Origin of the sequence: Streptomyces iconiensis (assembly GCF_028657195.3) — a bacterium.
GTDB lineage: Bacteria > Actinomycetota > Actinomycetes > Streptomycetales > Streptomycetaceae > Streptomyces > Streptomyces iconiensis.
In genome coordinates this window covers 37,876-55,981 of the sequence record NZ_JANCPR020000019.1, presented here as the reverse complement: position 1 = coordinate 55,981, position 18,106 = coordinate 37,876, and the positions used below count along the sequence as shown (strand labels likewise).

The 18,106-nt window shown below is 70.9% G+C and carries 19 protein-coding genes and 1 pseudogene; 10 read left to right on the top strand and 10 right to left on the bottom strand.

Annotation, left to right across the window (positions count from 1 at the left end):
• Window positions 1-256: 256 nt before the first annotated feature.
• The 3 genes from NMN56_RS20005 to NMN56_RS19995 form a co-directional block, all read right to left on the bottom strand.
• Window positions 257-763: a DinB family protein gene (locus NMN56_RS20005; protein ID WP_274045911.1), complete on the bottom strand. Its 507-nt coding sequence runs from the start codon at window positions 761-763 to the stop codon at window positions 257-259.
• 255 nt (window positions 764-1,018) lie between these two features.
• Window positions 1,019-2,236: an amidohydrolase gene (locus tag NMN56_RS20000; RefSeq protein WP_274045912.1), complete on the bottom strand. Its 1,218-nt coding sequence runs from the start codon at window positions 2,234-2,236 to the stop codon at window positions 1,019-1,021.
• Complete coding sequence (locus tag NMN56_RS19995) at window positions 2,233-3,651, bottom strand: MFS transporter (protein ID WP_274045913.1); 1,419 nt, start codon at window positions 3,649-3,651, stop codon at window positions 2,233-2,235. Before NMN56_RS19995 ends, NMN56_RS20000 begins: the two co-directional genes overlap by 4 nt.
• Before the next feature lie 128 nt (window positions 3,652-3,779).
• On the opposite strand from NMN56_RS19995, the gene NMN56_RS19990 reads away from it, so the two are divergent.
• Window positions 3,780-4,811, top strand: coding sequence for an Lrp/AsnC family transcriptional regulator (locus NMN56_RS19990; RefSeq protein ID WP_274045914.1), 1,032 nt, complete (start codon window positions 3,780-3,782; stop codon window positions 4,809-4,811).
• A gap of 68 nt (window positions 4,812-4,879) precedes the next feature.
• Here the strand turns inward: NMN56_RS19990 and NMN56_RS19985 are convergent, their stop codons facing one another.
• The gene (locus NMN56_RS19985; RefSeq protein ID WP_274045915.1) at window positions 4,880-5,377 is read right to left on the bottom strand and encodes a cupin domain-containing protein; all 498 of its coding nucleotides are present in this window, start codon (window positions 5,375-5,377) and stop codon (window positions 4,880-4,882) included.
• A gap of 56 nt (window positions 5,378-5,433) precedes the next feature.
• Between NMN56_RS19985 and NMN56_RS19980 the strand changes: the two genes are divergently transcribed.
• Window positions 5,434-6,309, top strand: a complete 876-nt coding sequence (locus tag NMN56_RS19980; RefSeq protein WP_274045959.1) for a LysR family transcriptional regulator — start codon at window positions 5,434-5,436, stop codon at window positions 6,307-6,309.
• 61 nt (window positions 6,310-6,370) lie between these two features.
• On the opposite strand, the gene NMN56_RS19975 is transcribed toward NMN56_RS19980, so the two are convergent.
• Window positions 6,371-6,988, bottom strand: a complete 618-nt coding sequence (locus NMN56_RS19975) for a PadR family transcriptional regulator (RefSeq protein WP_274045916.1) — start codon at window positions 6,986-6,988, stop codon at window positions 6,371-6,373.
• Window positions 6,989-7,099: 111 nt separating this feature from the next.
• Between NMN56_RS19975 and NMN56_RS19970 the strand changes: the two genes are divergently transcribed.
• Entirely contained in the window at window positions 7,100-8,482 is a 1,383-nt protein-coding gene (locus tag NMN56_RS19970; RefSeq protein WP_274045917.1) for a carotenoid oxygenase family protein, read from the top strand.
• Between the two features lie 268 nt (window positions 8,483-8,750).
• On the opposite strand, the gene NMN56_RS19965 is transcribed toward NMN56_RS19970, so the two are convergent.
• Window positions 8,751-9,272 (bottom strand): MarR family winged helix-turn-helix transcriptional regulator, encoded by a 522-nt coding sequence (locus tag NMN56_RS19965; protein ID WP_274045918.1) that lies wholly within the window; start codon window positions 9,270-9,272, stop codon window positions 8,751-8,753.
• A 102-nt stretch (window positions 9,273-9,374) separates the two neighbouring features.
• Between NMN56_RS19965 and NMN56_RS19960 the strand changes: the two genes are divergently transcribed.
• Together NMN56_RS19960 and NMN56_RS19955 are read left to right on the top strand one after the other, a co-directional pair.
• Window positions 9,375-10,589 (top strand): amidohydrolase family protein, encoded by a 1,215-nt coding sequence (locus NMN56_RS19960; RefSeq protein ID WP_274045919.1) that lies wholly within the window; start codon window positions 9,375-9,377, stop codon window positions 10,587-10,589.
• Window positions 10,590-10,672: 83 nt separating this feature from the next.
• Window positions 10,673-10,927: a hypothetical protein gene (locus NMN56_RS19955; RefSeq protein ID WP_274045920.1), complete on the top strand. Its 255-nt coding sequence runs from the start codon at window positions 10,673-10,675 to the stop codon at window positions 10,925-10,927.
• Here the strand turns inward: NMN56_RS19955 and NMN56_RS19950 are convergent.
• From NMN56_RS19950 to NMN56_RS19940, 4 genes are all read right to left on the bottom strand, one after another.
• The gene (locus NMN56_RS19950) at window positions 10,917-11,417 is read right to left on the bottom strand and encodes an NUDIX domain-containing protein (protein WP_274045921.1); all 501 of its coding nucleotides are present in this window, start codon (window positions 11,415-11,417) and stop codon (window positions 10,917-10,919) included. The two genes, NMN56_RS19955 and NMN56_RS19950, sit on opposite strands and share 11 nt — an antisense overlap.
• Before the next feature lie 142 nt (window positions 11,418-11,559).
• A complete protein-coding gene (locus NMN56_RS19945) occupies window positions 11,560-12,483 on the bottom strand; it encodes an LLM class flavin-dependent oxidoreductase (protein WP_347178624.1) in 924 nt (307 codons plus the stop codon).
• Window positions 12,480-12,644, bottom strand: a complete 165-nt coding sequence (locus NMN56_RS43030) for a hypothetical protein (protein ID WP_347178623.1) — start codon at window positions 12,642-12,644, stop codon at window positions 12,480-12,482. The genes NMN56_RS19945 and NMN56_RS43030 overlap by 4 nt, the downstream gene beginning before the upstream one ends.
• A gap of 142 nt (window positions 12,645-12,786) precedes the next feature.
• Window positions 12,787-13,581: an MBL fold metallo-hydrolase gene (locus tag NMN56_RS19940; RefSeq protein WP_274045922.1), complete on the bottom strand. Its 795-nt coding sequence runs from the start codon at window positions 13,579-13,581 to the stop codon at window positions 12,787-12,789.
• 91 nt (window positions 13,582-13,672) lie between these two features.
• On the opposite strand from NMN56_RS19940, the gene NMN56_RS19935 reads away from it, so the two are divergent.
• From NMN56_RS19935 to NMN56_RS19915, 5 genes and pseudogenes are all read left to right on the top strand, one after another.
• Window positions 13,673-14,266 (top strand): CGNR zinc finger domain-containing protein, encoded by a 594-nt coding sequence (locus NMN56_RS19935; RefSeq protein ID WP_274045923.1) that lies wholly within the window; start codon window positions 13,673-13,675, stop codon window positions 14,264-14,266.
• 511 nt (window positions 14,267-14,777) lie between these two features.
• Entirely contained in the window at window positions 14,778-15,350 is a 573-nt protein-coding gene (locus NMN56_RS19930) for a hypothetical protein (protein WP_274045924.1), read from the top strand.
• 39 nt (window positions 15,351-15,389) lie between these two features.
• A pseudogene (locus tag NMN56_RS43265) lies at window positions 15,390-15,772 on the top strand (IS5/IS1182 family transposase); the annotation flags it as partial.
• Window positions 15,773-16,232: 460 nt separating this feature from the next.
• On the top strand, window positions 16,233-16,442 hold the full coding sequence (locus NMN56_RS19920; RefSeq protein ID WP_274045925.1) for a hypothetical protein: 210 nt from the start codon (window positions 16,233-16,235) through the stop codon (window positions 16,440-16,442).
• 13 nt (window positions 16,443-16,455) lie between these two features.
• Window positions 16,456-17,811, top strand: a complete 1,356-nt coding sequence (locus NMN56_RS19915; RefSeq protein ID WP_274045926.1) for a tetratricopeptide repeat protein — start codon at window positions 16,456-16,458, stop codon at window positions 17,809-17,811.
• The last annotated feature ends 295 nt before the right edge of the window (window positions 17,812-18,106 follow it).

The following is an 18,106-nucleotide window of genomic DNA, read 5'->3' as shown; positions in this document are numbered from 1 at the left end:
AGGGATTCATGGACCGCTCATGCTGGGTGATCGCAATGGTGATTCCGAATGAAAAGGTCACTCATGCGGTCGATTGACCGACGGCCGAGGGTAACTCTCAGTCATTGGGCGTGCTGGTGGCCGCCTTACGGAGGGAGGGCGCGGGCCCGGTGTGCAAAGGACGGCCCCTGGATGCCGCCGCTGGCGGACACCGGGCCCTGCTGGGAGGCGGTGGCGGCGTGCTGGCGGAGGGACACGGTCATTGGCCGAACGACGTTTATTCGCCGGTGGCTCCGTCGATCGCTTCGCGCAGGAGGTCGGCGTGGCCGTTGTGGCGCGCGTACTCCTCGATCATGTGGGTGAGGACGTAGCGGGGTGAGAGGGTCACGCCGCCGCAGTCGACGGTGTCGTCCAGGGAAGCGAAGGAACCAGCGACGGTACGGGCGCGGGCGCACTCCTGGCGCCAGGCTGCGAACGCCTCGTCCACGTCGGCGTCCTCGACGTCGAACTCGGCGGCCGTGCCGCCGGCCTGGTCGGGCCACAAGGGCTTGACGTCCTCGGCGTTCAGGGCGAAGCGGAACCAGCTTCGCTCGACGGAGGCAGCGTGGCGTACCAGGCCCAGCAGTGTGAGCCCCGTGGTCTCGACCGCCTGCTGCTTCAGCTGCCCGCCGGTCAGCCCCCGGCACTTCATGGCCAGGGTGTCCCGCTGGTAGTCGAGGAACGAGGTGAGCGACGCACGGTCGTCGGCCACTTTGGAGGGGTGTATGCGCTGGTCATCGTCCACCGAACAATGATGGCAAGGACACCTGCCCGCAGCCCACCCCTCGCGCGACCAGCCGCACACCAACCCCCAGCCGGCCCGCCGCCGTTGGGCCGCGGAGGTTGGTCGCGGGGGACGGGCTGTAGCGGCGGTCGCGGAGGTCAGCGCCGTGCGAACGGTGGGTTGCGTGCTGGTACCCGCATGTCACTCAGCCGCCCGTTGCGGCCCGACGACCCTGTTCGCGGCGGTGTGGTGGGGCAGTTGCTCCGCGCCTGCCCTTCATGTGGGTTCCCGCGCATCTCCGCGCGCCGGGGGCCGTTCCCTCACTCCGTGCAGCAGCCGGGTCCGTTGCCCTGGGTCGCGCGCGAGTTCCGCGCCGACGAGGGCCATCGCTGCGGCTGCGTCGAGTACGGCGGTATCGGCGGAGGGCGATGTTCCGTGTTCGGTGAACTCGGCGGTGTGGTGAGCGGCGTCGCTGACGTCGTAGCCGATGGTCGGGTGGATGGACGGGAGGACCTGCGAGACGTTGCCCATGTCGGTCGAGGCGATGTGTTCACCCGCGCGTGACACCGGGGTCCGGCCGAGGGCCTTGAGCGCTCTGACGTACGCCTGGGTCATGCTTCGGTCCTGCCGGAGGTCGGCGAACTCCTCGGCGGCTGCGGTGATTTCCACGCTCGTCGCTGTGGCGAGCGCGCCGGCTTCGAGGCAGGCGCGGACCCGGGCCAGGGTGCGGTGGAGCTGGGGCACCGACGGGGCGCGGACCTCCACCGCCGCCCGGGTGTGCGCGGGGATGACGTTTGGTGCGCTGCCCCCTTCGGTGACGGCGAAGGAGACCACCGATCCCGGCTCAAGCTGCTGCCGCAGCAGGCCGATCGCGTGGTAGGCGACGGACACGGCGTCGAGGGCGTTCGCGCCCTCCCACGGCGCGGTCGCGGCGTGGGAAGAGCGGCCGGTGTAGTCCACGGTCCACTGGGTCAGCGCCAGCGAGGAGCCCTCGACCGTGTCCTGCCCGTCGGCATGGGCCATCATCGCCGCGGCGACGTCGTCGAAGACTCCGGCCCGCAGCAGAATCGCCTTGCCACCGCCGGACTCCTCGGCGGGCGTGCCGATGAGCTTGACGCGGATGCCCAGTTCGTCGGCCATGGTGGCCAGGGCCAGCGCGGCGCCGGCCGCGGCGGCGCCGTTGACGTTGTGCCCGCATGCGTGCCCGATCCCGGGGAGCGCGTCGTATTCGGCGCACAAGCCGAGGGTCAGCTCACCGGTGCCGCGCGTGGCGGTGAACGCGGTGTCCAGGCCGCCGACTCCGCGCTCGACAGCGAATCCGGCGGCCGTGACAAGCTCGACGATCTTCGCGCAGGACCGGTGCTCCTCGAACGCGGTCTCCGGCTCTCTGTGGAGGCTGTGGCTGAGCTGGACGAGCCTGTCGGACCAGCTGTCGACCGCCGCCATGATCGGGGTGGTGGCGTCGGCCAGGACCCCGGCGTGGTCGGCGCTCATCGGTGCTCCTCTCCCTTGCGGTACCTCAGGCCCAGCCCGGTGCCGATGAGTGCGACGCCCGCGCACACGGACCACAGCCAGACGTACGCGTGCATCGTCACGCCGGTCGGCGCCTGGTGGGCGGACATGATCGCGCCCACGGTGGAAGCGCCGATCGCCGCGCCGAACGACAGTGCGAGCTCGTTGATTCCCGCCGCCATGGCGGTGTCCTGTTCCGGAACGCCCTCGACACACAGCGCCCGGGTCGAAGCCTGGTAGCCGCCGAACCCGATACCGAGCAGGGCGATCGCGACGAGATACTGCGGCGCCGAGCCGTGCCACGCCAGCAGGCTCAGGAACGACGCGGCGATGACGAAACCGGAGAGCGCGAGCGTCCGGCGCTCGCCGAACCTGCGCAGCAGCGCCGCGGTGGAGAGCGAACTGCCGAGCGCGAACACGTTCAGCGCGAGCGCGACGAGCGCGATCGCGCGTGGCCCGTAGTCCAGGCCGAAACCGGCCCTGCCGGGTGAGGTCCCCAGAAAGACGGCGTTCGCGCCGAAGAAGCCGATCGTCGAGAACGCCAGGCAGAACGTGACGCCCGAGACGATGGCCACGGGCCGTTGGGTCAGCGTCCGCAGATCGACAAGCGGCGTCCTCGCGCGGGCCTCGACGGCGACCCAGGCGACCATGGCGAGCAGACCGCCGCCCATCGAGACGGCGGTACGGGCCGAGATCCATCCCCAGGTGCCGCCCATCGAGAGCGCGGACACGACGCCGACGAGGCCGATCGTCAGCAGCGTGAACGCCAGGAGCGGCAGACGTCCGCCGACGCGCGGAGCCCCGTCCGGAAGCAGCATGCCCGCGACAACGGCCAGGACCGCGACCGGGACAGCGACCCACAGGCCGAGGGTGGCCGAGTGCTCGCTGAACGAGCCCGAAACGACGCCGCCGACACCGACCGACGCGGTCAGCACGCCGACGAGGAGACCTATGCCGGAGCGCCGGTACTCCGGCGCCCGGTACCGCAGAATGCCGATGAGCAGAGGCATGAAGCCGACAACGGCGGCCTGGAGCACGACACCGACGGAGAGGGTGAACGGGCTCGGCCATGCCGCCATCAGCAACGAACCGGTCGCCACGAGCGCGATGGACACCCGCAGCAGGCGGCGGTATCCGTACACGTCGCCGAGTTTGGCGAGCAGCGGCGTCCACACGGCGAAGGCGAGCTGTGAGAGGAGGTAGATCCGAGTCTGTCCCGCATCCGTGATGTGCAGGGCGCCGCCCAGGGAAGGCAGCAGCGGGGTGAGATAGCCCTGGGTCACGCCGCTCAGCAGCTCGACGAGGGCCATCGAGGCCAAGAGCACCCTGGCCGGTAGGCGCCGCGCGGCCACTGCCTTGGCCGGCTCCTCGGCCGCTGGCACCTGTGTCTGCATCATGAACCTCGGCTTCCACGGATGCGGAGAGTCCGCATCACGGAGGGGTGCGCACCCACTGTGGGTGAGGCGCATCACTGGGCTCGTGATCTGTCACATACGCAACACAGAGAGGGTCCAGACTGCCCGATATGAACAACGGGACCGGCTCTGAACTCGATATCGCGCTCGTCAACGCCCTCCAGCTCAACCCCCGTGCCGATTGGGCGGAGTTGGCCGGGCCGTTGCGCCACACGCCGAAGACCCTGGCCAGAAGGTGGGAGGCGCTGTCCGAAAGCGGCGCCGCCTGGGTCGCGGTCGGACCGGGCCAAGCCTTTCTGCGGTACGGATGCGCGGCATTCCTGGTCGTCAGCTGCCGCCCGCACGCCAAACGGGGCGTCGCTGACGCACTCGTCGCCGAGCCGGCGGTGGTCTCGATGTCGGCGACATCCGGCGCGGCGGACTTTTTGGTCGACGCCTTCGCCCCAGACCTCGACAGCCTGGAACGGCTGCTGAGCGAGCGGATCGAAACCATCGAGGGCATCGCCTGCGTGACCACGCTGATCGGGCTGACAACCTATCGGGAGGGATCGCGGTGGCAGGTGCAGGCGCTGGACCTGGAGCAGTCCACCCGGCTGACGCGCCCTGCGGCAGCGGCACCCCGCCGGCCTGGCTCCGCCCCCGACGATCTCGACCGCACCCTGCTGGAGGCCCTCTCGTACGACGGACGCAGGCCCTGGGCGGACTTGGCCGGCCAGTGCGGGACCACTGGCCCCACGGCCAGGCGCCGCGTCGAGAAGCTGATCGCCTCTGGCCGGATCGCGCTGCGCTGCGAGGGCGCGAACACCGTCTTCGGGCCGGTCGTCCCCACCACCTTCATGCTCAGAGTGCCGTCCGACGAGATGAACCATGCCGGTGAGGTGCTCGGCAGCCTCGCACAGTGCCGGGTCGTCGAGGCGATCACCGGTCCTTCGAACCTGCTGCTGACCATGTGGTTCCGCAGTACCGCGGAGATCGCCCCGTTCGAAGCCGCACTGGTCCGCGAACTCCCTTCCGCCGCCATCGCCGACCGGTACATCTGCCTCCGGACGTACAAACGGGGCGGGCACATCCTCGATACGGAAGGGCGGAGCACATCGGTGACCCCGCCAACACCGATCTTTGCCGCCACGGGACAGCTCTGAGACCCGGGGCCTTGAGCGGGAGCAGCGTGGGCGCGAGCGGGGTGTGGCCGGCGAACGTCCCGCCGGCTTCAGGCGAGGTCGGTTGCGGGCTCGGTCGCGTAGCGGCTCATCGCGTGGGCGCCGGCCTGTGGCGTCAGCGGCTGGCCGCCGGCGGTGATGTCCTGGAGGTCTCGGAAGTACTGCACATACAGGTCGGGGGTGAACGTGCTGAGCATGACGGCGGGTTGGCCGGTGACGTTGGCGAAGGTGTGTGGGGCGCCGGGCGGGACCATCACGAGCGCGCCCGCGGTGGCGTCGTGGACCTGGTCCCCGACGGTGAACCGCACCGTGCCGGAGACGATGTAGAAGCCCTCGTCGTGCAGGGCGTGGCGGTGCTGCGGCGGTCCGGGGGTGTGCGGGGCGAGGACGGATTCGGCGATTGCGAGGCGGTGCCCGGTATGGCTGCCGTCTTCGAGGACGCGCATGCGCGTGGTACCTATGGCGATCGTTTCCCCGTCGTCGGGACCGACCACCGACACGGCGGGGTCGGCCTGCGGTGCGGTGCTGGTCTTCGCTTCTTCGCTCATGTCCCGAGTGCACCGCCCGGGCCTGGTGACTGTCCAAGACCGCTTCCGTGACGCCGATGCCGTCCGGGTATCGTCGCAGCGTGGAGCTACGTACCCTGCGTTACTTCGTGGCGGTCGCTGAGGAACTCCACTTCGGCCGGGCCGCCACTCGACTGCACATGAGCCAGCCGCCGCTGAGCCGGGCGATCAGGCAACTGGAGGCCGAGGTCGGTGCGTTGCTGTTCGCCCGCTCGCCTGTGGGTGTCACGCTCACCGCTGTGGGCGCGGTGCTGCTCGACGAGGCGCGGGCCCTGCTCGACCAGGCCGACCGCGTCCTCGTACGCGTGACGGCGGCAGCCGGCGTCGCGACGATCACCGTCGGCATCCTGGGCGACAGCACTGACCCGGGAGCGGCCAGGCTGGCCGCCGCTTACCGTCGACGCCACCCCGGCATCGACATCCGTATCCGGGACACCGATCTGACCGACCCGACCTGCGGGCTGCGCGCCGGCCTGGTCGATGTCGCCCTGACGCGGGCGCCGTTCGATGAGACCGCCCTGACGGTGCGTGAGCTGCGTGCCGATCCGGTGGGCGTGGTCCTGCGCGCCGACGATCCGTTGGCCCGCCGCGACCGGCTGCGGCTGGCCGACCTGAGCGACCGTCACTGGTTCCAGTTCCCGCAGGGAACCGACCCGTTCTGGCAGTCGTACTGGAACGGCGGCGAGCCGCGTGAGGGCCCAGTGGTGCGCGTCGTCCAGGAATGCCTGCAGGCGGTGCTGTGGAACGGCACGATCGGCCTGGCCCCGCTCGGACACGACCTGCCGGCAGAGCTGGCCGTGGTGCCGCTGATCGACATGGCGCCAAGCCGAGTGGTGGCGGTGTGGAACGAGGGTGACACCAACCCGTTGCTCCGCTCGTTCACCGAGAACGCGACAGCCGCGTACCGCCACTGAGCACCTGAACAGACCGTGTCGGGCTTGATCGCGCGGCTTCGCACGAACACCGAGCGCCCGCTCACTGGTTGCTCACCGTCTCGGCCGCCGGAGTGCGTGGGTCCGCCACGTCGGCGCCGTGCTCGGCGATCTCCGTCCAGAAGGCGATGGCCGTCTGCTCGAAACGCAGACCGTAGGCCAGGGCAGCGGCCTGCGGGGCCTGGAACCTCAGGCCCGGCCCAGGAGAGTCCGGTTCGGGCTCGTCCAGGGCGGGGGCCGATGCGAGGATCCTCTCGTACTCGGCGAGCTTGCGGCGGTGCTCCTGGAGTTGCTGCGCGGCGAGGCGTTGTATCTGCGCGGCGCCGGACGAGCCGTCCTGCTGGAAGAAGAGCCGCAGCAGGCCCTCGTCGTGGATCTCCGTGGGGTGATCGGCCGGGCCGGTGAGCCACTTGGCGAGCAGGTCCCTCCCGGCCGGGGTGAGCGACAGCGTCCTGCGTCGGCGCCCGGTGGCCTCCCGCTCCTCCAGGACGAGACCGTGCCGTACGAGCCGGGCGGCCTCCGCGTAGATCTGGGACCGCGGGAAGGCCCAGAAGTGTCCGATGCTCTGCTGGATCTCGCGGTCGAGCGCGTACGGCGTCGCGGAACCCGACTGTTCGAGGAGACCGAGCACGACGTAGGCGCTGGCGGAGAACGTTGGCATCCCTTGCCCCGATCCGGATGGTCTGAATCCCGGCATTGCACGTCCGACTCCGGGATTGGAGTATCCAAACAGTACAGGCTGCACCTTCAGTCCTCACGATCGGAGACATCGATGACCACCTCGATCCGTAATCCCTACCTGGAGGGCAACTTCGCCCCCGTCTCCGACGAGGTGAGCGTCGACGACCTGCCGTTGACCGGGACGCTGCCCTCCGAGCTGAACGGCCGCTACCTGCGGATCGGCCCCAACCCGACGGGGTCCGACGAAACCGGCAGCGGCCATCACTGGTTCGTCGGCCGGGGCATGGTGCACGGAATCCGTCTGCGCGACGGGCGTGCCGAGTGGTACCGCAACCGCTTCGTCCACGGTGACGTTCCCGAGGACTCGCCCAACACCAACATCCTCGCCCAGGGCGGCCGGCTCCTCGCCCTCGTCGAGGGAGGCGGGGCACCGGTTTCGATCGCCCCCGACCTGAACCGGATGTCGACCTGGGACGTCGGCGGAGCATTGCAGGACGGCTTCACCGCCCACCCGAAGATCGATCCGGTGACCGGCGAGATGCATGCCATCAACTACCTGATCAGGCCCGGCGCCGACCACCTGCGCTACGTCGTCCTGGACGCCACGGGGAAGGCGACGCACACCGCCGAACTGCCTGTCTCCGGGGTGCCGATGGTTCACGACATGGCGATGACCGCCACCCGGGTCGTGGTGCTCGACCTGCCGGTGACCCTGTCGATGGACGCCGTCGGCCGACTGGAGGCGGGAGCACCCGAGAACGGCGACGCGCTCCCGATGCGCTGGAACGAGGAGCACCCCTCGCGGGTGGGAGTGCTGCCGCGTGGCGGCACGGCGGATCAGATGACGTGGTTCGACGCGCCGCGTTGCTATGTGTTCCACGTGCTCAACGCGTACGACGCCCCGGACGGCTCGATCGTCATGGATGTCGTCCGCTACGACACGGTCTTCCGCGACAGCTTCCGCGGCCCCGCCGACGGGCTGCCCGCGCTGGCCCGTTGGACCATCGCCCCGGACCGGGGGACCGTCTCCGAGCAGATCATCTCCGACCGCAGTGTCGAATGGCCGCGGATCAACCCGCAACGGGCCGGGCGCTCCCACCGCTACGGCTGGTTCGGCGCAACCGGTCCCGACAGCCTGCGCCTCTCCGACGACGTGAACCGTGACCTCGGCGGCAGCTTCGAACCCGGCCCGCTGGTCAAGTTCGACACCACGACCGGAGAGGCGTCCACACATCACTTCGGAACAGGGCGCGTGACCCAGGAGCCGACGTTCGTGGCACGGCCCGGCGCCGAAGCCGAGGACGACGGCTGGATTCTGTCGGTCGTCCACGACGGCAACACCGATCGCAGCGAACTGGTCGTGCTCGACGCCGCCGACGTCACGGCAGCTCCCGTGGCACGCGTCCGTCTGCCGCGACGCGTGCCCTTCGGGTTCCACGGCAACTGGGTCGCCGACAACGAGATCGGCGCATAAGCGCCGGGTTGCGACCGGCCGGGCGACCGGGCGCGCGAGAACAAGGCGCACAGAACCCGGTCGGCCGGCGGACGCGGCCTCGCCCGCGCTGCCGCCGAGCCGTCGTTGGCGTGAACGTCAGTGGCCGTCAAGGCGAGTCGTTCGGCTCACGCGCACGGCACAGCACCGAGCCTCCGCCGACTTGAATCAGAGGTCATAGGGGTGGTGCGGTCGGTTCCCAGGACTCTCACCCGGTCCACGGGCGAGTGCCGGAACAGCAGATCGACCGTCAGCGCGCTCGATGCCTGGGCTCCTGGCCGTGACTCGGACTCGGGGCGCTCGTTCCCTCGCGGCTTGTGGTCTGTTTCCTGGACCAGGCGGTGGCGTCGGTTCCGTATCGAGTCAGGAGCCGTGCGAACAGGGCCCGTTCCTCCGGTGACCAGGCGACGGTGATCTCCAGGAACGCTCTTCGCTGTTCGGCGGCGAAGCGGTTGCGTTCGGCCTCGCCGTTCTCGGTGAGTTCGAGCACGGTGCGGCGTCCGTCGGACTGGGATGCCGCCCGCCGCAGCAGCCCGTCCGCTATGCAGGCGGCGACGGTCCGGCTGGCCACCGGCTGCGCGACGCCCATCTCTGTGGCAAGCCCGCCGACGGTCGTCTCGCCCGGCGCGTCGGCGATGACGTTGAGCACGAGGTTGCGGGAGAGGTCCTTGCCCGATGCCGGTGTGCGTCGCCGCAGACGGGACAGCGCCGGGCCGATCTGATCCAGCGCCGGGTCGTCGGAGGGCTGCTCGGAGGAGGACGTGCTGCTCATGTGCCGAGTCTAGGCCCGGCCGGCACATTTGCATACCTTTCAATAACTACATAGCATCGGGTATGTAAATCTTGAACGAGCTAGGAAATGAGGCGGGCCGCCATGGCGCTCACCGCGATTACCAACGCGCAGATTTTCGACGGGGAGAAGGCGGTCGGCGTGCGGACCGTGGTCATCGACGGCGGCAGGATCGTCCGCGTCGGTGGCGACGCTCCCGAGGGCAGCGAGATCGTCGACGGCAGCGGCGCCACACTGCTGCCGGGACTCATCGACGCCCACGTCCACTCCGCCCCGGGCTCCCTGGCGCTCGCTCTGCGGTTCGGGGTGACGACCGAACTGGAGATGCAGGGGATGAACACCCGGGAGAACCGGGGGGCCGTCACCGACGACGACACACAGGCTGACGTGCGCTCCTCCGGCTTCGCCATCACACCGCCCGGTGGCCACCCGAGCGAGCTGATGCCCGAAGGGTTCCGGCCCAAGTGGGACCTTCCCCCGGTGATGCCCCTGATGCCGTTCTCCACCACACCCGAGGAGGCCGCCGCCTTCGTGCCGCAACTCCTCGCCCGGGGCTCCGACTTCATCAAGTTCATGATCGACGACGGCAGCGTGGAGGGACACCCCGGGCTGCCCGCGCTCGACGGGGCCACCGTGCACGCCGGTGTCGCCGAAGCCAGGAAGTACGGCGCACTGACCGTGGCCCATGCGCTGACCGTGGAGGCCACCAGGACAGCCGCCGAAGCCGGCATCGACGGCGTCACCCACGTGTTCATGGACCAGCCGCACACCGCCGAGATCATCAGCGTGATCAAGGAAGCGGGCATGTTCGTCATCCCCTGCATCACGCTCAACGCCTCGATGATGGGGATCACCGGCAGCGAACTTGCCGACGACCCCCGGGTCGCCGCACGCCTCGACGCCGACTGGGACCGGACCCTGCGCTCCAGCTACAACCGCTACCCGCAGGGAAAGCTCCACGACGTGTACGACACCGTGCGCGCGCTGGACGCCGCCGGTGTCGACGTGCTGGCCGGCACCGACGTCTCCATGCCCGAGACGTTCTTCGGGGGTCTGGCACACGGGGCGAGCCTGCACCACGAACTGCAACACCTGGTGGCGGCCGGCCTCGCACCCGCACGGGCTCTGCGCGCGGCCACGGCGAGCACGGCCCGCCGCTTCCACCTCAGCGACCGGGGCCGCATCGCCGAGGGCCTCCGCGCCGACCTCCTGCTGATCGACGGCGACCCGACCAGCGACATCAGCGACACCCTCAACACCCGCGCCATCTGGCGCCGCGGCACCCGCCTGACGGCATGACCACGGTCCCTCCCCTTCGAGGGAGGGACTCGATGGTCCGGTTCTTGCTCGCTGCGGTACGGCGACCTTCTACGATCCGCCGCATGCTGGATCCCGAGCCGCCGGAACGGATCACCGTGCGTCGCGCGGAACTGGACGAACTCGAAGAACAGCTGGCCGAACGGCTTACGGAAGCGCGGGCCGAGCGGGACGAACTCGCCGTCTCCGAACGTGTCCTTGGACGGATGACCGGGCAGCGCTCCGAGAACCGGTCCGACATGGTGAACGGACGGTGCGGCAACCGCCCGGCGGCAACCGCCCGGCGACGACCACTGTGCAGGGCGAAGGTCAGGACGTAGGCGACTGCTCCAGGTAGCAGACCGATCCGCTGCGGCGGGCCTCGGCGACCGCGGCGAGCCGGCGGAAGGAGAAGGCGCCCATCTCCGTGCGCCACTCCTCCAGCGGCCGGACGGCGACCTCGGTGTGCTCGTCCGGGTCCAGGACGATGCGGTCGATCTGGTCGTGGTCGAGCTGCCCGCCGTCGAAGACGAAGCCGATCTTGTGGGTGGTCCAGTCGCCCAGGGGAGGCAGGAAGTGCACGGCCAGCAGCCGCGGCGTATCCGCGATGCGCAGACCGGTCTCCTCCATGCACTCGCGGACCGCGCAGCCCCACGGCGTCTCGTCCGGGTCGTCCAGGTTGCCGCCGGGCCACTGCCACACCGCCGGGTTGTGGGCGGCGCGCAACTGGATCGGGCGATCGTCCTGGTCAGTGACGAAGAAACATCCGTAGACGGTGGCCTTGGGAAGGGTGGCGATGTACTGCTCGGGCGGAAGCCATGTACCGCTCATGTCGTCTCCGTACGTTGTTGGACAGCCCGGGAGGGCCGGACGTGCTGGTGAGGGGGATGGGGTCATCACAGCAGGCCGACGGGAAGCGGGCGACGTGGAGGCGTGGGTGGCTGGCGGCCGGGGGGCCGCCGCCCGCCTCGCGTCAGAGCGGGCTGTCGGGCATGCCGTAGGCGTCGGCGATCAGCTCGGTGGAACGCAGCCGGGCCTGGACGGAGTGGCCGACGCTGCCGATCATGAGCTCGTCGGCTCCGGAGTCCCGCTGGACCTGGTTCAGGTGGGCGGTGACCTGCTCGGGGGTGCCATGCGGGACGTGGTTCAGCCAGCTGTCGACGGCCTGGCGTTCCTGGGCGTCGTAGGTGTAGGTGTCCACTTCCTCGGGGGACGGCATCAGGTAGGACTTGCGCTGGAACATGCGGAGCATGGCGTGCGCGAGGGTGCCGGCTTGGCGCCGGGCCTCACCCTCGTCGTCGGATGCGGCGACGGTGAAGCTGACCAGCGCGTACGGCTCGGCCAGGGCCTCGGACGGAGTGAACCGTTCGCGGTACACACGCAGGGCGGCCACGGCATCGCGCGGGTTGAAGTGCGCGGCGAAGGCGAACGGCAGGCCGAGCCGGGCGGCGAGCTGCGCCGAGTAGCCGGACGAGCCGAGCAGCCACACCGGCAGGCGGCCGGTGGGCGGGATGACGCCGTTGAGCCGGTCCTGGGCGGGCCCGGGCACGGCGTACACGCGGTCGGAGTAGGGGTGCTCGGCCGGGAAGTCGTCGCCGAGGAAGTGCAGCAGCTCGGCCACCTGCTGGGGGAAGTCCTCGGCGCCGCTCGCGCCGCGGCGCAGGGCGTCGGCCGTGGCGTGATCGGTGCCCGGGGCGCGGCCCAGGCCCAGGTCGATGCGGCCGGGGGCGAGGGCGTCCAGCATGCCGAACTGTTCGGCGACGACCAGCGGCGGATGGTTGGGCAGCATGATCCCGCCTGCGCCGAGCCGCAACCTGCTGGTCTCCGCGGTGAGCCGGGCCAGCAGGACGGGCGGGCTGGAGGTGGAGACGCCGGGCATGGCGTGGTGCTCGTTCATCCAGTAGCGGGTGAAGCCGCGCCGGTCGGCGAGCCGGGCGAGTTCGATGTGGCGGACAGCGCCTCCGCGGCGCTCTGGCCGGTGCCGGTCATGGCGGAGTCCAGTACGGACAGCGGGGCGGGGGCGCAGCCATGGCGGGTGCCGCGGATCGGGTCGGTCATGGTCGTGCGGTCCTTCGGTGGTGCGGGAGGTGCGGGAGGTGCGGGAGGTGGGGGAGGGGCCGGGCGCCGGCCGACAGCCGCGGCGGGTCGCTGTCGGCCGGCGTCCTGCCGCGTCCGGTCCACGTGCCCTGCGCGCGTGGGGTCAGCTGCGGACGCCGAAGTCGACGCGGTCGGTGAGGTCGGCGGCGGCGAAGGCGGCGACGAGCTCGTCGCGGCCCTCGGTGAAGTGGGCCCAGCTGTCGTAGTGGACGGGGACGACGCGGCCGGCGTCGAGGATCTTCGCGGCCTGTGCGGCCTGGGCGCTGTCCAGGACGATCACCTCGTTGTCGAAGACTTCGGTGAAGCGGGGCGCTCCGGCGAAGAGGAGGGCCGTGTCGACCGGGGCGAAGCGCTCGGCGATGTCCCTGACCGCGTCGAGGGAGGCGTTGTCGCCGCTGACGTAGACGGTGGGCAGGCCCTCGCCGGTCAGGACGAAGCCGACGACCTGGCCGGTGATCGGCTCGACCTCCTCGCGCGGGCCGGGGCCGTGGATGGCGGGCACGCCGGTCACGGTGACCGTGCCGGGCCCGCCGTCCCGGCGCTGGAGCTCGACCGACTGCCAGTCGGTGAGGCCGGTGGCCGCCTCGCCGAGACGCTCCCCGGCGCCGGGGGTGGTGAGCGTCAGCGGGACGTCGGCGAGCAGGGCCCGGCCGGAGGTGTCGAGGTTGTCGGCGTGCTCGTCGTGGGAAAGCAGGACCACGTCGACGCGGCCGAGATCGTCCGGGCTGCCGTCAGCCGCCGCCGTCTTGGTCAGCACGGCGGCCGGTGCCTCGTGGTCGCCGGGACCGTCGAAGGTCGGGTCGGTGAGAAAGCGCAGGCCGCCGTACTCGAAGAGGGCAGTCGGGCCGCCGAAGACGCGAACAGGGAACGGGGCGGTCTGGAGGGTCGGGGAAGACACGAAAGAAGTTCCTCACGGATAGGTTGTGTGTTAACCGTGAGTCGACTGTATGCGTACCTCACGGATGGATGCAACCCGTACCATGAGAAGTATGGAAGAGTTCGTGACGGAAGAAGCCGCCCTGCCGTCGGCACCGGGCGAGGATGAGCACCCCGCCCTGGCCCTGGCCAACAGCGCCGTCGCACTGCCCGGCGGGCACACGGCCGACCTCCTGGGTACCCCGGCGCAGGCCGAGCAGTGGCTGGTACAGCGCGACCTCGCCCCGGCCGACGCCGGCCTGGCGGAGGTGTGCGCGACACAGCTGCGCTCGTTGCGCGAACAGGTCAGATCGCTGCTGGCCTCCCGCGTCGCCGGGCAGCCCGCCCTGCCCGCCTCCGTCACGGCGATCAATGACGCGATGACCCGCGTCCCCACCGCATCCCTCCTGGTGTGGGACGAGAGGACCGGCCCCTACCGCGCCACACCCCACCCCACCACCGCGATCGTCGAACATGCCCTCGCGGCCATGGCCGCCGACGCCGCCGACCTGCTCACCGCCCCCGATGCCGCCCGCCTCACCGCCTGCGCCTCGCCGCCCTGCAACCGCTTCCTGCTCAAGCACGGCCGCCGCCAGTGGTGCTCCACCCGCTGCGGCGACCGCGCCCGTGCCGCCCGCGCCTACGCCCGCCGCACCGCGAGGGACTGACGACATCACCGGCCCGGCACGACAGGCCGGCACCCCTCCGGCACAGCAAGGTATGCGCAGCCCCTGACGCACCTGCTGTGCGGCGGCCGGTGTATGAGCCAGGACTCCGAGGCCGCGCGTGGACCGGGCCCGTTGCCGATGCGGCCATCGAACAGCCGGGTCTGCAGAGCCAGTTGCTCCCGCGCCCGTGGCGACCAGCGCCAGTTGTTCCCCGCGGATAAGCGCCCAGACATCCTCCGCGACCTGCTCAGCCAGCCCTGTTGTGTTCGCGCCCTGGGTCTTGGTGCGGTTCTTGCCGTAGCCGCGGTGGACGACCACGTCGGGCCGCCAAGGGGGCGCGCTGGAGCCGGCGTCCAGGGGTGGGCTGCGCCGGACAGGTTCGACGGCTGATCGTCCGTTCACAGTGGTCCGTCGCGCGACCGGGGACGGTCGCTGGGGATGCATTCCGGCGAGAAGGGAAGTCGGGTTCTGTGGCGGGAGACGGCCATACCAGTAGCCGAGGAGGAGCGGCATGTCGCAGACGAGCAGCGGGGGCCCTGGCCCGTGGCGGGAGGAACCGGAGGAGCCGCCGACGGAGGGGCGAAGGCGGCGCGCTCCGGTGGCCGGAGCGGCGCGTGGCGTCATCGGCGGGTACAACAGCACACCGGGACCTGAGCAGGTCCTGTTCGGTATGTCCGCGAGCTTCGCCGTCACCATCGCGACATCCCGGACCCTCAACTACGTGCGTGAACGACGCCGGGCGCTGCCCAGGACGCGAAGCCTGGTCCGGTGGGTGCTGGAGCTTCGCAGCAGCGGTGCCACGCGCGTGCACCATTTCCTCCCGGGCATGGCCATCGGATTCGCCGTGGGTGTTACCGCCTTGCTCGCACACTCCGGACGGCTGGAGCGCCTGCTGAGCCTGCCGATGGGCGCCGGTTTCGCTCTTACCACCGACGAGCTCCGGCTCCTGGCCGGCCGCAACGACCCGTACTGGGGTCGCGGCCAACGCTTCGCGCACGCGCAAGGCGCGGTCGCATCGCTGATCGCTTCAGGTATCGGTGCCGACATCGTCCGGCGTGGCCGCCAGCAGCCCCAGGACCACTGACACGTTTCGTTCGGTGTGATCTCGCGGCAGTCCGGATCGGTGACCGCTTCGCTTGTTGAGCGGATGGCGCCGGATGACCTGGGGGAGTCGTCCGAGCGGGTGGTTCCGCCGGCTCCCGAGTGCCCGCAGGGCGGCGGCCGGTGGCGGTACGGGACAGGGAGGTGCCGGCCGCGATCATCTTTGTGGCCGCACCCTCGGGCTGTGCACGGAACCAACCGCCGCCGGATTTCGGCCCCTTGAGGAGTGGTTGCGTTCCGGCGGTTCACCATGCCCTCATCCCGCCGGTGCGCGGTATCCCGCCCGTCCGCTCCCGTCGCGACCCGAGGCGCCGATGCCCCACGAAACTCCACGGCGACAAGGGCTATGACTGTCCCCACCCGCGGCGCCGGCTCTCCTCGCGCCAGATCCCCCACCGCATCGCCGCCGACCGCCGCCCTGGTCGGCCGGGCGCGGGCGGGGTCCAGGCCCAGTACGCGGGAACGTAGAACTCAGTGGTCGTCCCCACCAGCCACACCGGCCTGCCCAGCCGCTGCTCGGCCCGCTGGTGCAGCCCGCCAGATCACCACTCCCTCCCTCGGCAAGTTCGGCCGGCGTCTGCTCTTCGCTACGCGAGGGCCTGGCCGCGCTGCCGGTCCAGCGCGGTGGCGTAGGCCGGAATCGCCAGCGTCGGTGCCGCGGCCCGGGTGCCTCTGCGGCTGTGGCCTGGCGTGATGGGCCGGGGGAGGGGGCCTTGGGCCGGCGTGCAACCCCGGTGGTTCATTCGGGCGAGATCCCGCGGGCCGGGTGTCTTGCCCTCGTGGGGTGGCTACTCGCCTGTGGTCCGGATCCGGCTGCGTTGCCTGCTCGTGAGCTGGCGGCGCGGTCTTCAGGAAGGAGGAGGTCATGACTGGTTCACAGAAGCCGGCCCCGCTCCCGGGCGAGGAGCCGATGGCGCGCGGCGAGGCCGCTTCGGGTCGGGCGATGGATCGTGAGCGTGGCGTGCCCGACGGGCTTGCCGCGCAGGAGTTGCCGATGGATCTGGAGCGTGCCCCGCACGGCAACTCCGGCGGCAGCTGCGCTCTTGGCTCCCCGTGCCGGGTGTTCTGGTCCTAGGGAGGAGAGCCGTATGACGGTGACGTTCCCGGACGACCGGCTGGCGGAGCACCCAGCGGTGGGCGAGTGGCTGGCGATGTCAGGGCGCGCCCTGCCCGCTTTGGAAACGTGGCGGTCGGCGGAGCCGGACTCTCCGGTGGCCCGGATGCTGTGGGTCCTCTCCCGGCACCACCACCTGAGCGACGGGGTGCTGCGCGCGGAACTCGTGCGTGCCCACGCGGATGCGAAGGCGGCCGGTGCTGTCCGGGAACAGTCACTCGTCCACGCGGCCTGGCTCTTCACGCACCAGGCACACCGACGCACCGCCGAACACTTGGTGGCGCACTTCGCCCAGTACCCGGCGGATGTCCTCGCCGCGACCATGCTGGGCGCTTTCGACCAGTGCGGATCGGTGGACCACCGCAAGCGCGGCGAGCAGCTGATCGAGGAGCAGTACCGGCTTGCCGGGCCTGAATCATGGGCGTGGGCGAGCTGTGCGGCAGCCGCCCGGGTGGAGCAGGGCCGGATCGAGGACGCCTGGTACCTCGCCGAGCACGCGCTGCGCGTGAACCCGCGCTCCGGGCCCGCCGCCCACGCACGCGCCCACGCCGAACACCACCAGGGAACCGGGCCGGGCTGCACCCGCTTCATCGACACCTGGCTCGACGGCGACCCACAGGCGATCCAGCGCCCCCACCTGCAATGGCACGCCGCCTTGCAGGACCTGGCCAGTGGCGATGTGGAGGGCGCCCGCCGCCGCGCTGATGCGGAGCTGCGGGAGGGGGACGTCGGGATGCGGGCGGCGGCCAACTGGCGGCTGCTGCTTGCCGGTCACACACCCGCCCGCACGACCGACACCGCCGACCTGCACCGGCTGATGGCCGAACCGGGCGGCTGGGCGGAGGTCTTCCACACCTTCCAACTCGCACTGGCCCTCGCCGTCGCAGCCGACACCGACGCCCTCACCACCCTCGCCCGCCGGGCCGGGGCAGACGAGAGAAGCGACTACCGCGATGTCCTCGCCCCCGTCGCCCACGCCCTCGCCCACCTCAGCGCCGGGCGGCCGGGCCCCGCGGTGGACCTGCTGTCAGGGCTGGACCACCAGATCGAGCGCATCGGCGGAGTACGCGTAGAGCGGGAGATCATCCAAGACACCCTCGCCCGCGCCCTCATCGACGCCGGAGACCCCGACCGCGCCGCCGCACTCCTCCACCACCGCCGCACCACCCGCCACCACCACACCTACGAAGACCAGCTCCTTACGCAGCACCCCACCACCGGCACGCGCGCCCAACGCCCTCTCTCTCGCCCTCACCTGGCCCGCGGCGAGCGGTCACCCGAAGGGCTCGCCGACCATGGGAAGTCGGTCTCGGGTGTGCGTGCCCGGTAGCCGGACGGCGCGCGGAGTATCCGCAGACCCGCCCTACTCGCCACGGATTCCTCCAGGCTTCTGTGTACGTGCCCGCCCCGCGACACCGCGTGCGCACAGTGGCGCACACCCTGGCTCTGCAACCGAACCTGGCTCTGCAACCGAACCTGGCTCTGCAACCGAACCTGGCTCTGTAATCGAACCTGGGCTCTGTAGCCGAGCCGGGGCTCTGGCCCACTTCCTGTGGTCGGGTACGCGGTGCGGCTGTCGATCTGCTCGTGAGGGCGGCTGAGACAGCCCGCAATTCGCCAGCCCG